The organism is Caldibacillus debilis DSM 16016 (genome assembly GCF_000383875.1).
Classification (GTDB): domain Bacteria; phylum Bacillota; class Bacilli; order Bacillales; family Caldibacillaceae; genus Caldibacillus; species Caldibacillus debilis.
The window spans coordinates 26103-41789 of record NZ_KB912915.1 but is presented as its reverse complement, the minus strand read 5'-3'; the positions used below and the strand labels follow the sequence as shown (position 1 = coordinate 41789).

Sequence of the window (15687 nt, the reverse complement as noted above, 5' to 3'; positions counted from 1 at the left end):
GAAAAGGGCCGGATCTTTTCACAAGCCTGTCCGCTTTTTGCCTCTGCTTCATCCGATGATTTGCAAGGTTTTCGGGAATCTGGTCAGCACCTCGCAGCCGTCTTCGGTGACGCAGACGTCATCTTCGATGCGGACGCCGATTTTTCCCGGGATGTAGATGCCGGGCTCGACCGTAAAGACCATCCCTTTTTGCAAGGGCATGCCGTTTGTTTCCGAAACGGACGGATATTCATGGATGCCGATGCCGAGGCCGTGCCCGAGGCGGTGGGTAAAATACGGGCCGAATCCCGCCTTTTCGATCACGTTCCGCGCCTCCCGGTCCAGCTCGGCGCAGGTGATCCCCGGTTTGCACAAAGCCACTGCCGCTTCTTGGGCTTTCCGCACCGTTTCGTAGACGGTCCTTTGCTCTTCCGTCACTTCTCCGAAGGCAACGGTGCGGGTAATATCCGAACAATAGCCTTCATAAACGACGCCCAGGTCGAAAAGAACCAAATCCCCCTTTTTCAATTTATTCGTTCCCGGATTCCCGTGGGGGGACGCGGCGTTTGCACCGAAAAGAACGGTGGTCGGGAAAGACATTTGTTCGATGCCGTTTCGTTTCAATTCATATTCGATGGCCGCCGCCACTTCCAATTCGGTGACTCCTTCTTTCAAATGTCGGATGGCGATTTCGATCGCCCGGTCCGCCCACTCGCCGGCTTTCCGCAGCCGTTCCAGTTCCCTTTCGTCTTTAATGAGGCGTAGTTCATTGATCGTTTCTTCCAATGGGACAAAACCGGACGAGGGGAAGGACGATTGAAGAATTTCGAAGCGTTCCACATTCAAATGGGATTTTTCGATGCCGATGCGCTTCACCGTACCGGCCCGTTTTTCCACTTCCTCCTTCAGTTTTTTCCACGGATCTTCCGCATCCCCGTAGCCGATGACGGAATGGGGAAAACCGGAGCGGACCGCATCCGGGGCTTCCATCAAGGGGCAAATCAAAAAAGGATCGCTGTCTTCAAAGAAAACGGCGGCGAGCACCCGCTCGTGGGGGTCGCTCATGAAACCGGTGAAATAAAAGACGTTGTCCGGCGAGGTCACGATGCCTACTTGGATCCCCTGCCTGCTCAAACGCCTTTTTAACGCTTCCATCCTTTGCTGCATATTCATCCACTCCAATGGCTAAAGTTTTACTTCCTTTTATTTTAGCAAAAAAATCGGAGGGAGGCTCCCTTTCTTCCGGACGGTCCCGCCGCGCGGCTCATCGGCCGGAAGACTCCAACGGCCGGTTTGTCGCCGTTGTGTCGAAAGACGCCTGGTGAGCCATCATTCCTAATGTCTCTTTCGGAGGGTGGGTCTAATTTCTTATTTTACAAACTTTTTCGTAAATACTGTTTTCTTTCGGCCGGTTTTCAGGTAAGATTTATATGAACCAGATATAAACCAGATGGGGAGGGGTTCGCGCCGAAAGTTTCAAGTTCCGATTGGATAATTCGCCGAAATTCTTTTTCCGCCTTTCCGGATTCGCGGCGAAAGTTGCAAGTTCCGATTGCTCCGGTACCTTTTTCCGGCATATTGCATCTCGCCTTTTTCGCAGGAAAATTGGCGGCCCCCTTAATCGCGGGCTCCGGCATGGGGCGCAAACCAGCTTGCGGACGGCTCTCTCCCGACCGGCGTCCCGGCCTGCGGAGAAACTGCAGGAAATTTTCTTCCAACAATAAGGAAGCGTTTCCATCTCCGCTGGTGCAAATCTGTATCATTGTCATCCGAAGAAGGCGGCAAGCCGGGAAAACCGGTTCCCTTGAAAGCGCCCTTCGGCGGCTTCCGGCGGAGCAAAATGGAAGCGTTTACCCGAAAACCGGTTCGGAGGGATTGGGGACGATTTTGGCCATTCCCGGCGGGATACTTTCTTACGCCCGGATGAAAGAAAGGGGAAAAAGTTTACGGGCCCGGCCTGGAAAGCCGGCCGCATTCGAAGTTTTCCGCCGGTCTACGCCGGACCGGGTTTTCGCCTGCTTGGGAAGATCGCCCGTTTTTCCCGAAACGGGAGACGGAAGGATGGGAATACGAACGCTCCCTGTTGCCGAACGGATGGGGTCTTCCGCTTTTCCCCGCGGAACCGAAGGGCATGGCTATTTTCCTAAGATGGTTAAAAGGAGGTTTTACCTTTGGGTTTCAGAAAAAAATCAAAAATGATACTTCATCTGCTTCTTGCGGTTTTTCTCCTCTCCTTGCTGCCCGGCAAGACGTCCGGGGCCGGCAAAAAAGATCCCTTTCCCGAATATGCCGGCCCCGTCGAGCTGCTGCAGCCTTTGAACAGCGTGCCGACCATATACGACGGCGCGGCGGGAAAAGAGGACGGCCACGATGTTTTGTATACGACCTCCAAAGGGGTCCCGGCCATGTTCCATGTCATCGATTTGGACGATTATAAATTGCTCCGCTCTTTTCCCTTGGAAGGGGCGGCCGATTCTTGGCAGCATGAAGTCGCGCCCGACGGAACGGTTTATATTGCCGCCGGAAAAACCCTTTGGGGATATTCCCCGGAAACAAAAAAAGTGACCCCGTTGGCCGCCATTCCCGAATCTTCCTTGTGGGCCCTCGCCGTCGATGAAGAAAGCAACGCCTATATCGGAACCTATCCGAACGGAAAAGTGTTCCAATATCAGGCAAAGACGGGGAAGTTGCGCGATTACGGAAAAATGATCGGCGAAATCGGCCAGGAGTACGTCCGGTCGATGGATTATCATCAAGGATACATTTATGCGGGAACCGCCCACAAGAAAATCATCAAACTGAACGTGGAAACCGGGGAAAAGACCGATATTGCGGAACCGCTGAACGAACAAGGTTTCGTCTACGACCTTGACATCGCCGACGGCCGTTATTTGTTCGCCAGGTACTCGGAATCGAAAAACATGTATATTTATGATTTGCAGGAAGAAAAATGGCTCGATGTCAAACTGGAGAACGTAAGCGGCCTCCATGTCGCGGATTCGTTAGACAACAAGGTGTATTTTGTCGCCGATGGAAAATTAAAATATATCGACTTATTAACCTTCCAAATCGGCGAAACCGCCATCCCGTACACGAGCGTTTTGCGCGGGGCGGATTGGGTGGAGATCGAAAACGATCCGCGGCTCCCCGGGAAAAGTCTCGTGACCATCAGCTTTGACGGGAAAGTGAACTTTTTCAACGTGGAAACGGAAAGCCTGGTCCAGTATCCCTCCATTGTTCCCCCGACGGCGAATGTGATCAACAAGATTTTCGCCTATTCGGCGGATAAGATTTACATCAGCGGAATGACCGGGGCAACGGGGGCGCTTTACAATCCGAAGACCAACACGGCTTCCTCCTTTGCTTTGGGGCAAGCCGATTCCATCCATTCCTGGAACGGACGGGTGTATTTCGGGGTCTATCCGGACGGCAGCATTCAAACGCTGGATCCGGACGCGGAACCGGCAGGGCCGGTCACGAAAATATTCACGCTGGGGAACGAACAGGACCGAATTCACGCGATGACCGACGGCGGGGGCAAATTGTTCATCGGGAGCATCGCCACTTACGGGAGGCTCGGCGGAGCCTTGACCGTCTATGACGGACAATCGTACAAAGTCTTCAGAAATGTTGTGGAGAATCAAAGCGTGATCGGTTTGGCTTATAAAGACGGAAAGGTATACGGATCGACCACGATTTACGGCGGATTGGGAAGCACCCCGGCCGCAAATGAGGCGAAGATCTTTGTTTGGGATCCCGTCCGCGAGGCAAAAACGCAAGAAACCGGGCTGCAGATCGACGGGCTCGGAAAGCCGGAGCATATCGGGGAATTGACGGTCGGGCCGAAGGACGGCTATATCTGGGGAGCTTCCAAAGGGTTCGTCTTTGCGTTGGATCCCCGGACGTTGAAAGTGGTAAAAAGCGTCGAGGTCGTCAAAAATCCGGCCATGGGGGCGTGGAATTCCATCCATCTGGAGTGGTCGAAATCGGGGTTCCTCTATGCGAACATCGGCAACGAATTATATGTCATCGATCCTGTTACTTTGAAGTACAAGTTTATCGTGAATACCGTCTCCTTCACCCTCGGAAAAGACGGGGACATCTATTTTTCCAAGGGGGATAACCGGACGGTGCTGGCCAAGATCCGGGTGATCGAAAAGGGCAAATGGAAAAAAATGCACGTGAAAAATCCCGGCTTTGAAGCCGGCCTCTCCGGCTGGACATCCATGTTCCAAACCGGCGAAGGCTACAGCTTTGCCGTCACGGACGAGAAATCCCGCAAAGGCCGCTACAGTTTAAAAATCGACGACCGATGGCAAAACCGGTCCGTTGCCGTCTACAGCGATCCGATTCCGGTCCGGCCCCGCGGGATCTATAAAGGCAGCGTCCAGCTGTTTATCGAATCCGGGACGCCGTCGCTGTTGATCCGCATATACGACCGCGAGGGGCGCCAGCTGGCGGAAGAGGCCGTTCAAGTCAAAAACGGGGAACAAAGGTGGCAGAAGATCGAGAAAATCATTGCGGCCCCCGAAAATGCCGCCTATGCCCGCCTGTTCGCCTTAAGCACATCCTATGCTTTGACCTCCGCCTATTTCGATGATTTCGCCTTTTATGCGTTAAAGGAAAAACCGGACAAAGGCGAAGCCGGATCCGTTCGCAAAAAGGGGATTTAGCGGGAATCCCGAAGGACTTTGCTTCGTGCGAATCCGTCCCGACGGCAAAGGAATCGCCGGAAATCCGGAAGCATCCCGAAGGATCCCGTATCTTGCGAATCTTCCGCATGAATCGAAAGGCCGCCATGAGAAAAAATCTTGTTCTCTTCGAAACCTGTCCGTTGTGGAATGGGGAAAAGGGGACCGGAGAGCCGGCCGCAGCAAACCCTTTCCGGGGGAGACGGGATTTTTTCCCCGGCAGAAAAGGGAGCGGCGGATTTTTGCCAGGTCAACGGATCTTCTTCACCCGTTTCCTCCCGAAAAAAGGGGCCATGGATGTTGGCCCCTTTTTGCATGGAAAAGCCGGGAAAAGATCTTGCCTGTTGATGCAGGAGTTTGCCAAAATGTAAAGAAAAGAGTAAATAGACTACGCAAAGGGGAGTGATCGGAATGAAAATTTCCTATCATGGACATGCGATCGTCCAAATCAAAACGGACGGGAAGGAAATCTTGATCGACCCGTTTATTACCGGCAACCCGCTGACGGATTTGCAGGTCGAAAGGGAAGCGCCGGATGTGATCGTTTTAACCCACGGCCACGGGGACCATTTGGGGGATACGGTGGAGCTTGCCAAAAAGAAAAACGCCCTCGTGATCGCCATCAACGAGCTGGCGGAATATTTGGGCCGCAAAGGGCTGAAAACCCACGGGATTAACATCGGCGGTTCCTACCGTTTCGATTTCGGCACGGTGAAATTGACGCAGGCATTCCACAGCAACAGCATCGTGGAGGAAGACGGTACCATCGTTTATCTCGGCATGCCCGCCGGCGTCCTTTTGACCATTGAAGGAAAAACGATCTATCACGCCGGGGACACGGCCCTGTTCTCCGACATGAAGCTGATCGGGGAACGGCATCCGATCGACCTGGCTTTCCTGCCGATCGGCGACAATTTCACGATGGGGCCGGAAGACGCGGCCTATGCCGCCAAACTGTTGAACGCCAAAACCGTCGTCCCGATTCATTACAATACGTTCCCGGTGATTCAGCAGGATCCGGAAGCCTTCGTGGCGAAGTTGGAAGGCGGAAACGGCAAGGTGCTGAAACCGGGCGATGAGATTGAACTTTAAGGAAACCCTTTTCGAATAAAAAAGTTGCCTTCCCGTTTGGCTGAGATTCCGGATACCGGGCTGCACCTGAAATCCCCTTTCCCGAATGGTTGATGCGGAAAGGGGATTTTCCTTGACGGAAAGGGGTCCAAGATGGGATGGCGTACTGGGGAAAGTTCTGCCCGCAACCGTCGAGAGGAGAAAATTCGCCGCGTTTTTGCGTTGAAGGAAAATGTACCGATCATGCCTGCATGGCGCCCTTCTGGTGGACTTTGAAAGTGGAAAGGTATTCTTCGCCATTATGAAACTTTTAAGGAATCGGCGGAAGACATCAAGAATTATATCCACTATTACAAGGAGGAACGGTTACAAGCCAAATTAAAAGGCCTCAGCCCGGTGGAAATTCGGACTAAAGCCCATGACTTCATCTTATTTTTGTTTTTCTGCTTGAGAGGGTGCAGTCCAAATCCAGGGACGTCCATTTACAACCTTAAGAATTTCCCCGTGTACGACCGTTCGTTCCTTGCGATTTCTTCCGGTGTGCCTTCCGCCACGACCGTCCCGCCGGCGGGACCGCCTTCCGGACCCAGGTCGATGACCCAGTCGGACGCCCGGATGAGGTCGCTGTTATGTTCGACGACGAAGGCCGGACGCTCTCCTGTGGCAGCCGCTTCAGAAAAAATGTGCTTTCCCGTCCTTGACGGTTTTCCCTTTCTTCCGCGGGGCCAGCTGTCTGCCGGACCGGCCCCGCATGCCCGTCCTTTGTTGATTGTCGCTTTCCGACCCTTTATAATGGATGATGAACAGAATCAACCGGAATCATTTGTTATAAAACAGGGATCGAAAAATTTCCAATAAAGGTGAAAAGATTGGCGACCAAACACGAGAAAATATTAAAGTATATTGAAGAACTGCCCGTCGGATGGAAGATTTCCGTAAGACAGATCGCCAAGGACTTGAACGTGAGCGAAGGGACGGCTTACCGGGCCATCAAGGAGGCGGAAAGCCGGGGCTATGTGAGCACCATCGAACGGGTGGGAACGATCCGGATCCAGCAAAAACGAAAAGAGAATATAGAAAAACTGACCTTCGCCGAAGTGGTCAACATCGTGGAAGGACAAGTCCTGGGGGGGAAGGGCGGCCTCCATAAAACACTGAACAAATTCGTCATCGGGGCCATGGAAGTGGACGCGATGATGCGCTATACGGAGGCGGGGAATTTATTGATCGTCGGCAACCGGACGAAGGCCCAGGAATATGCTTTGCGGGCGGGGGCGGCCGTTTTGATCACCGGAGGTTTTGATACGGAAGAGCGGGTGAAACGGCTGGCCAATGAACTGGACTTGCCCGTGATCTCCACCTCCTATGATACATTCACCGTGGCCACGATCATCAACCGGGCGATCTTCGACCAATTGATCAAAAAAGAGATTCTGCTGGTGGAAGACATCCTGATCCCGAAGGAAAAATCCTTTTATTTGCGGGATGGGGACCGGGTCGAACGGTGGTTTGAACTGAACAAACAATCGAACCACACCCGGTTTCCGGTGATCGACGACAACGGGAAAGTGGTGGGCGTCGTCACGTCCAAGGACGTGCTCAACGCCGACAGGAAAACGAAGATCGAGAAAATCATGTCGAAGCAGCCGATTACGACCAACGCGAAGACCAGCGTTGCCGCCGCTTCCCATAAAATGATTTGGGAAGGCATCGAAATCTTGCCCGTGGTGGACGAGGACAACCGCTTCCAAGGCCTGATCAGCCGGCAGGATGTTTTAAAGGCGCTGCATACCAACCAAAGGCAGCCCCACGTCGGCGAGAGGATCGACGACATTATCGCCAGCCAGCTCGAGCTCGCCGACCAGGAAAAAGGGGAGTTTGTTTATAAATTTACCATCACCCCGCAGATGACCAATGTCCACGGTTCCCTGTCCACCGCTGTCCTGACGTCGGTGATCGTCGAATCGGCGAACCGGGTGTTGCATCTGACGAAAAAACGGGATATCATCGTGGAAAGCTTGACGACCTATTTCATCAAGCCGATCCAGCTCGACCAGACGATCGAAGTGCAGCCGAAGATCTTGGAATTGGGACGAAAATTCGGCAAAATGGAAGTGGAAGTGTTTCACGAGGGAATGATCGTCAGCAAAGCGGTGATGATGTTCCAAATTATCGACCGCTGATTCCGCCGTCCAAAAAGAAGCAGGGCCGTTCCCGGGATCATCCTTTGGAACGCCCTGCTTCTTCGAGGACATGGGGCAGGTAGTATTTATAGGCCTTGTAGCTGGTCCAGACGGCGATTCCCCCCACCGCGATGAAGGTGATGCCGACCGCGAGCGAAACCGGCGTCGTCGAGATAAACAGCCGGTTCAAGCCGAAAAAGGCGACAAAGGAACCGAGGGCAAGGGTGGCTTTCGCCGACAGCCATTTTTTTTCGTTCGCTTTTTTCGATCGGAAGGCTTTTACCCGGTAATAAAGGTAAAAGGCAAGGGAGAATAGGATGCATATCACGAATATCGGCATAGGTCATTCCTCCGTTCCTGGCTTCCCTTTTATTTTAGCGGCTTTTCGGGAAAAATGCCACCATCCGACCCGGCCTCACCAAAGAAAGGCGGCCGGGGACCTTCAAGGCGGCGGAAAATCGCACAACGAGAAAGAGGAGAAGACGGAATGATAGAAGAAATCATAGCGAAGCTGAAGGAATACGATAAGATCATCATCCACCGGCATGTGCGCCCGGATCCGGACGCCTACGGATCCCAGGGAGGGCTCGCCGAAATCATCCGGCATTCCTTCCCGGAAAAAAAGGTTTATGCCGCCGGGAAGGATGAGCCCACCCTGCTTTATTTAAACCGCATGGACCGCCTGTCCGACGGCGACTTTGAAGGGGCCCTCATCATCGTCTGCGACACGGCGAACGAGGAAAGGATCGATGATGAAAGATACAAGCTTGGCGATTTTTTAATAAAAATCGATCACCATCCCGATCTGGAGCCGTACGGGGATCTGTCGTGGGTGGATCCGGGGGCCAGTTCCACGAGCGAGATGATCTATGAACTGTTTTTGCGCGGAAAAGACCGGGGGCTCAAACTTTCCCCGGAAGGCGCCCGGCTGCTGTATGCCGGCATCGTGGGAGATACGGGGCGATTTTTGTATCCGAACGCGACGGAAAAAACCTTCGCCTACGCCAGCCAGCTGATCCGTTATCCCTTTTCCCGGACCGAATTGTATGACCGGATGTACCGGATGAAGCCGGAGCTGGCGAAATTGAACGGATATGTCTTGCAAAATTTCGAAATGAACGCCTGCGGGATTTCAAAGGTCATCTTGACGAAGGAGATGCTGGAAAAGTTCCGCCTGCGGCCCGAGGAAGCTTCCCTTTTGGTCAGCACCCTCGGAAACATCGAAGGGTTGAACGCGTGGGTGTTTTTCATCGAAGAGGAAGACCAGATTCGCGTCCGCTTCCGTTCCAAAGGCCCCCATGTCCATGAGGTGGCCCGGAAATTCGGCGGCGGCGGCCATCCGATGGCCGCGGGGGCAAGCATCCGTTCGTGGGAGGAAGTGGATCGGGTCATGAAAGAGCTGGAAGAAGCGGTTTGCCGGATGGGATGATCCTTTTCCGGCATTTTTTCCGGCGAAAAGGGCCCGAGCCGGAAGGCTCCGAATTACGCCAAGAGCAGATCGATGCGCAGGATGAAAGTGGTATAAATGAACATCTCCCTGATTTTCAAAACATACCGTTTATCGTTGATTTCCACCTCCTTGTTTTCCACCGCCCGCCGGATGATTTCCCTCGTGTTGAACACCTCTTCCAGATCTTTGGCCAAGAGCGCCCGGATGTCTTCCTTCACTTCCTTTTCGATTTCAAATACCGTTAACGGATCCACCCGGTATTTTTCCGCGTTCGCGATCTTTACCTCGATCTTGTTGACGGTCAATTTCCCTTCATTTTCTTCGTTCCGTTTTTCAAAATCCTCCTGCCAGATCTTTTTCTCCTTTTCCAATTCGGCGATGAATTCCTGCTGCTTTTTGATCGTTTTCGCCTGCTCCTCCTGCAGCGCGCCGAACAGATAAAGGAAGATTCCCCAGCTTAACACGGCCCCGAAAAATACCCCGGCGAAGAAGCGCTGCCAGTTCCGGGCGCGATAAAATTTTTCCGGGACCCTCATGACAGGTGCTCCTGGGTCAGCCAGTTGATGATCAGGTTTCCGGTTTGCGCCCCGCCGACGGCGGACAAAATCAATAAAATCTGCCGGATGATATCTTTCGTCTCCCCTTGAAACAGCCCCCGCTCGAAACTGTAAAAGGTATCGAAGGTTCCGCCGATGGCGGCGACGATCGCCCAGATCCGCAGGCTGTTGGAGAGGCGGTAGATTTCCGTGAGGGGAGGTTTCCCCGTCAAAAAGGCGGAAAAGCCGCCGATGAGCGATCCGCCGACGATGACCCCCAACGCGATAAAAAAGCTGTGGATAAAGCTGGGAACGAACGCCTCGTTCATTTCATCATCCCCTATATTTGTGATTCCCCCCGGGAAATCGGTTAAGGTAAAGGGTTGGTCACCTTAAATGTATGAATGGGATCCGGACATTATGAGCGGGCGGCGTGGAAGTTTGTCTTTCGAAATAATATAATGAAATTAGATTTGCGGGGACGAAAAAGCGATGCGAAAAGGTGATAGCCGATGTCCGTTGTTCACCTTAACACCTTCAGTTCATATACGCTGCTTTCGAGCACGATCATGCCGGAGAAATTGGCGGAAAAGGCGAAGGAATACGGCTATGAGGCCGTCGCTTTAACCGACCGGAATGCGATGTACGGGGTCGTGCCGTTTTATAAGGCCTGTTTGCAGCATTCCCTCCGTCCGATCATCGGTCTGACGGCGGACGTCCTGCCCGAGGGGGAGGAGACCGGGGCGGCGCCGTTGATTTTGCTCGCCAAGGACAACGACGGATTGAAAAATCTTTTGAAAATATCGAGCGCCATCCTCGTCAAATCGCCGGAAGGCATCCCGGTCAAATGGCTGAAGCATTACACGAAAGGACTGATCGCCATCACGCCCGGAAGGGAAGGGGAAATCGGGCGGCTGCTGCTTCAGGACGAGGACGAAAAGGCGCTGCAGCGGGCCGCCTTTTACCGGGAGCTGTTCGGTGAAACCGCTTTTTATATTGGCCTGCAAAAGATGAATGTGGCCGACGAAAAAAAACTGGAAGAAAAGATTTTCCGCCTGTCGGAAGCGACGGGCATCCCCTGCGCCGCCGCTCCCAAAGTCCTGTTCCTGCAGAAGGAAGATTATGCCGCCTGGAAGATTCTCGAAGCGATCCGGGAAAACACGACCGTCGAAAACCTTTCCCGCCCCCCCTTTGAAAAGGAGCTTTATTTCAAAACCCCCGCCGAGATGGAGGCGATTTTTTCCGACTGCCCGGAAGCCCTGGAAAACGCGGCGGAGATCGCCCGGCAATGCGATGTCCGCATCCCGCTGAACGAAGGTTTTTTATTGCCGAAATATCCCTTGTCCGGAAAATCCGCGGATCGGTATTTGCGGGAGCTGTGCGAAGCGGGCCTGGCGCGGCGGGTACGGCCGGTGACGCCGGAATACCGGGAGCGGCTGGAATATGAATTGAACGTGATTACGGAAATGAAATACAGCGATTATTTTTTGATCGTGTGGGATTTCGTCCGTTTCGCCAAAGAAAACGGGATCCTCGTCGGCCCGGGAAGGGGGTCGGCGGCGGGCTCCCTCGTCGCCTATGCCCTCGGCATTACCGATGTGGACCCGATCAAGTTCCAGCTGCTCTTCGAACGTTTCCTCAATCCGGACCGCATTTCGATGCCGGATATCGATATCGATTTTCCGGATCACCGGCGGGACGAGGTCATCCGCTACGTCGCCCGGAAATATGGGTCGAAGCATGTGGCCCAGATCATCACCTTCGGAACCTTTCAGGCGAAGGCGGCCATGCGGGATACCGCCAGGGTTTTCGGGCTGTCCGGAAAGGAGTTGGAGCAAATATCGCGGGCCATCCCTTCCAGGCCCGGCCTGACGCTGAAGGAGGCCGCTGCCCAGTCGGAGGAGCTGAGGCGGCTGATCCAAAGGGAACCCTTCCGCCGCATCTACCAAATCTCTCTGAAAATCGAAGGGCTGCCGCGGCACACGTCCACCCATGCGGCGGGGGTCGTCATCTCCGGGATGCCCCTCATCGAAATGGTCCCTTTGCAGAAAGGGCACGAAGAGATCTTGTTGACCCAATATCCGATGGGCATATTGGAAGAGCTCGGGCTATTGAAAATGGACTTTTTGGGGCTCAGGAATCTGACGATCATGGAGTCCATCGTCCGAATGATCCGGGAAAAGGCAAACCCGGGTTTTGACATGAAAAACATCTCTTTCCGGGATGAAAAGACGTACCGCCTTTTGCAAAGCGGCAACACGACCGGCGTCTTTCAGCTGGAATCGGAAGGAATGCGGAAGGTGCTCACGGAACTGAAACCGACGGAGTTCGAAGACATCGTTGCCGTCAACGCCCTGTACCGTCCCGGCCCGATGCAGTTCATCCCCGTCTACATCCGGCGGAAACACGGGTTGGAAAAGGTCCGCTATCCCCATGAAGACTTGGAACCGATTTTAAAAAAGACGTACGGTGTCATCGTCTATCAGGAACAAATCATGCAGATCGCCTCGACGATGGCCGGATTTACCCTCGGCCAGGCGGATCTTTTGCGGCGGGCGGTATCGAAGAAGAAGCGGGAAATTTTGGACAAGGAACGTTCCCATTTCGTATCCGGGGCGGTCGAGCGGGGCTATCCGGAAGCGGTCGCCGATCAGGTGTACGACATGATCGTCCGCTTCGCCGACTACGGTTTTCCGAGAAGCCATGCCGTCGCCTACAGCGTCATCGCCTACCAGCTGGCGTACCTGAAGGCCCACTATCCCCTGTATTTCATGGCCACCCTGCTTTCTTCCGTCATCGGGCATGAAGAAAAGATCGCCGAGTACATCAGGGAATTAAAAAGGATGGGCTTTTCCGTCTTGGGACCTTCCATCAACAGGAGCGGCCGCCTGTTTTCCGTCGAGGGAAACGCCGTCCGCATGAGCCTGGCCTGCATCAAGGGAGTCGGGGTCCAGGCGATCAAGGAAATCCTCCGGGCGAGGGAAGAGAGGCCCTTTGAAGATCTGTTTGATTTCTGCCTGCGGGTGTCTTTGCGGGTCGTCAACCGGAAGGTTATGGAGGCCCTCGTCAAGGCGGGCTGTTTCGATGAGTTCGGTCAGGACCGGGCGACCCTGCTGGCCTCGTTGGATGCCGCCCTGGAGCATGCGGCCATTTTCGGGGGCGACGGCCGGCAATTGGACATGTTCAATTCCCTGGAACAGCAATTTAAGCCGAAATACGTGACCGTCGAACCGATGCCGGTCATGGCCAAACTGCTGTATGAGAAAGAGCTGATGGGGGTTTTCGTGTCCAAGCACCCGGCCTCCTACTACCGCGACTGGTTCCTTTCCCAAGGGTCGCTGTTTCTGGACGAGATCAAGAGCGAAAGACGGTACGTCAAGGTGGGGGTTTGGATCGCGGAAGAGAAAAAGATCCGGACGAAGGACGGGGAACCCATGGCCTTTTTGACGATCAGCGACGAGAGCGGGGAGATGGACGCCGTCGTCTTTCCCGACGTCTATCGGAAATTCGGCGGCAGATTCAAAAAGGACGCCTTCGCCTTATTGGCCGGGATTGTGGAAAAACGCAATAACCGCCGCCAGTTTGTGGTAAAGGACGCCCGTTTTGTCGACTGAAAATCTTCTTTTCCAGAAAGAGGATATATGTTAATATGTTTTATGAGATACCCTGTGGTCAGACCAGTTCGGCGATCCGTTGAACCGGTTTGTCCGCTGACGAAGATGGCAGGCTGAAGAACGCCCCGGAACTGCATCGGCCCGTCCCGAAATCGGAATCCTTTCACGGTTTTCCGGCCTCCGGGAGGGATGCGAACGGTTCGCGGGGATTTATCCCTTTTTAAGGAGTGAACATCTTTGACGCTCAAGGAAGAAGCCCTGCATATGCACCGGATGCACCAGGGGAAACTGGAAGTGGTCTCCAAGGTGGAAATCAAGGATGCCCATGATTTGAGTTTGGCCTATTCTCCCGGTGTGGCGGAACCGTGCAAAGCGATCTACGACCGTCCGGAAACGGTCTATGATTATACATTGAAAGGGAATACGGTCGCCGTCGTCACCGACGGAACGGCGGTTCTCGGACTGGGGAATATCGGCCCGCAAGCGGCCCTGCCCGTCATGGAAGGGAAGGCGGTCCTGTTCAAGAGCTTCGCCGGCGTCGACGCCTTCCCGATTTGCCTTGCCACGAACGATGTGGAAAAGATCATCGAGACCGTAAAACTGCTGGAGCCGGCTTTCGGGGGCATCAATTTGGAGGATATCGCCGCGCCCCATTGCTTTGAAGTGGAAGAGCGGCTGAAGAAGGAATTGGATATCCCCGTATTCCACGACGACCAGCACGGCACGGCCATCGTCACCGTTGCCGGCCTGGTCAACGCCTTGAAGATCGTCGGCAAAAAGTTTTCCGATATCAAAGTGGTGGCCAACGGGGCCGGCGCCGCCGGCATCGCCATCATCAAACTGCTCCATCATTACGGGGTGCGCGACATGATCTTATGCGATTCCAAAGGCATCATCTATGAAGGGCGCCCCTTCGGCATGAACAAAATCAAGGCGGAAGTCGCGCGCTTCACCAACCGGGAAAAATTGAAAGGCACTTTGGCGGACGCCATCAAAGGCGCGGATGTTTTTGTCGGCGTATCCGTCGCGGGCGCCCTGACGAAAGAGATGATCCGTTCGATGAACGACAAACCGGTCATCTTCGCCATGGCCAATCCGGATCCGGAGATCATGCCCGAGGAGGCGAAGGAGGCCGGCGCCGTCGTCATCGGCACGGGCCGTTCCGACTATCCGAACCAGGTCAATAACGTGCTGGCCTTCCCCGGCATTTTCCGCGGTGCCTTGGACGTGCGGGCGACCCACATCAATGAAGACATGAAACGGGCCGCCGCGGAAGCGATCGCTTCCCTCGTTTCCGACGAGGAATTGCATCCGGATTACGTCATTCCCGCCCCCTTCGATCCCCGTGTCGCGCCGAAGGTGGCCGCGGCGGTGGCAAAGGCGGCGATGGAAACCGGCGTCGCCCGGGTGAAGGTCGATCCGAAGGAGATTGAGGAAAAAACGATGAAAATCTCAGCGATAAGCAGAGGGTCGGGGACAAGGTGAACGAAAGCGGCTATCCTTCGAAAATTTTTTTGGAGATCGTGGAAAAAATTAAGCAGCTGATCGATGAAAACCATTTGGGACCGGGGGACAAAATTCCTTCCGAACGGGAACTTTCCGACCGGCTGAAAGTCGGTCGGTCCTCCGTCCGGGAGGCGTTGCGCTCCCTGGAATTGCTGGGGCTGATCGAAACGAAAAGGGGAGAAGGAACGTACATTTGCGATTTTCGCAACCACCGCCTCGTGGAAATATTGGGGGCTTTCGTCTTGCAAAGCCATCAGGCGAGGACGGATCTGGAAAATACGATTCAGCTGATCGAGACCGGCGCCATCGCCGACTTGATTCGCCGCGGGAAGAAGCTTCCGGCGGAACGATGGGAAGCGGAGGAGGCCATCGATCAAAGGCTCTTCTTCGATTGGCTGATCAAAAACACGGACAACCGTCTCCTGCTGAAGATCTGGCGGATTTTGACGGAATACGCCCCTTACTATCACCGGCCGGAAAGACGGACGGACAAAGCGGTTTTCCTGCAGCTGCTTTCATGCGTGAATGACGGCGACGAGGCGGCGGCCGTATCGGTCTATAAAAATAAGATCAATAAATGTCACACCGCTGTCGGCAAATAACGACATGATTTTTGCCCGCCTTTCGATACAGTAGTAGACAATCCCGGAGAACATG

Annotated in this window: 11 protein-coding genes and 1 pseudogene; 8 read left to right on the top strand and 4 right to left on the bottom strand. The window is 54.1% G+C overall.

The window, feature by feature from the left end; translation table 11 throughout:
- Positions 1–48: 48 nt before the first annotated feature.
- A complete protein-coding gene (locus A3EQ_RS0117075) occupies positions 49–1146 on the bottom strand; it encodes a M24 family metallopeptidase (RefSeq protein WP_020156370.1) in 1098 nt (365 codons plus the stop codon).
- 1004 nt (positions 1147–2150) lie between these two features.
- On the opposite strand from A3EQ_RS0117075, the gene A3EQ_RS0117060 reads away from it, so the two are divergent.
- From A3EQ_RS0117060 to A3EQ_RS0117040, 4 genes and pseudogenes are all read left to right on the top strand, one after another.
- Positions 2151–4652 (top strand): carbohydrate binding domain-containing protein, encoded by a 2502-nt coding sequence (locus tag A3EQ_RS0117060; protein ID WP_020156367.1) that lies wholly within the window; start codon positions 2151–2153, stop codon positions 4650–4652.
- A gap of 429 nt (positions 4653–5081) precedes the next feature.
- Positions 5082–5762 carry a metal-dependent hydrolase gene (locus tag A3EQ_RS0117050; RefSeq protein ID WP_020156365.1) on the top strand — a complete coding sequence of 227 codons (681 nt, stop codon included), beginning with the start codon at positions 5082–5084 and terminating at the stop codon, positions 5760–5762.
- Positions 5763–6029: 267 nt separating this feature from the next.
- Positions 6030–6143: pseudogene (locus A3EQ_RS23270) on the top strand (IS3 family transposase); the annotation flags it as partial.
- Positions 6144–6610: 467 nt separating this feature from the next.
- Positions 6611–7924, top strand: coding sequence for a DRTGG domain-containing protein (locus A3EQ_RS0117040; protein WP_020156363.1), 1314 nt, complete (start codon positions 6611–6613; stop codon positions 7922–7924).
- A gap of 37 nt (positions 7925–7961) precedes the next feature.
- Here A3EQ_RS0117040 and A3EQ_RS0117035 read toward each other — a convergent pair whose 3' ends face one another.
- Entirely contained in the window at positions 7962–8264 is a 303-nt protein-coding gene (locus tag A3EQ_RS0117035; protein WP_020156362.1) for a YtpI family protein, read from the bottom strand.
- A 147-nt stretch (positions 8265–8411) separates the two neighbouring features.
- On the opposite strand from A3EQ_RS0117035, the gene A3EQ_RS0117025 reads away from it, so the two are divergent.
- Entirely contained in the window at positions 8412–9353 is a 942-nt protein-coding gene (locus A3EQ_RS0117025; protein WP_020156360.1) for a DHH family phosphoesterase, read from the top strand.
- A 53-nt stretch (positions 9354–9406) separates the two neighbouring features.
- On the opposite strand, the gene ytrI is transcribed toward A3EQ_RS0117025, so the two are convergent.
- Both ytrI and A3EQ_RS0117015 read right to left on the bottom strand, forming a co-directional pair.
- The gene (ytrI, locus tag A3EQ_RS0117020) at positions 9407–9910 is read right to left on the bottom strand and encodes a sporulation membrane protein YtrI (RefSeq protein WP_020156359.1); all 504 of its coding nucleotides are present in this window, start codon (positions 9908–9910) and stop codon (positions 9407–9409) included.
- Complete coding sequence (locus tag A3EQ_RS0117015; protein WP_020156358.1) at positions 9907–10239, bottom strand: YtrH family sporulation protein; 333 nt, start codon at positions 10237–10239, stop codon at positions 9907–9909. The genes ytrI and A3EQ_RS0117015 overlap by 4 nt, the downstream gene beginning before the upstream one ends.
- A gap of 183 nt (positions 10240–10422) precedes the next feature.
- Between A3EQ_RS0117015 and dnaE the strand changes: the two genes are divergently transcribed.
- From dnaE to A3EQ_RS0116995, 3 genes are all read left to right on the top strand, one after another.
- Positions 10423–13524 carry a DNA polymerase III subunit alpha gene (dnaE, locus tag A3EQ_RS21395; RefSeq protein ID WP_020156357.1) on the top strand — a complete coding sequence of 1034 codons (3102 nt, stop codon included), beginning with the start codon at positions 10423–10425 and terminating at the stop codon, positions 13522–13524.
- 237 nt (positions 13525–13761) lie between these two features.
- Positions 13762–15009 (top strand): NAD(P)-dependent malic enzyme, encoded by a 1248-nt coding sequence (locus tag A3EQ_RS0117000; RefSeq protein ID WP_020156355.1) that lies wholly within the window; start codon positions 13762–13764, stop codon positions 15007–15009.
- The gene (locus A3EQ_RS0116995; RefSeq protein WP_020156354.1) at positions 15006–15632 is read left to right on the top strand and encodes a FadR/GntR family transcriptional regulator; all 627 of its coding nucleotides are present in this window, start codon (positions 15006–15008) and stop codon (positions 15630–15632) included. The genes A3EQ_RS0117000 and A3EQ_RS0116995 overlap by 4 nt, the downstream gene beginning before the upstream one ends.
- Positions 15633–15687 lie beyond the last annotated feature (55 nt).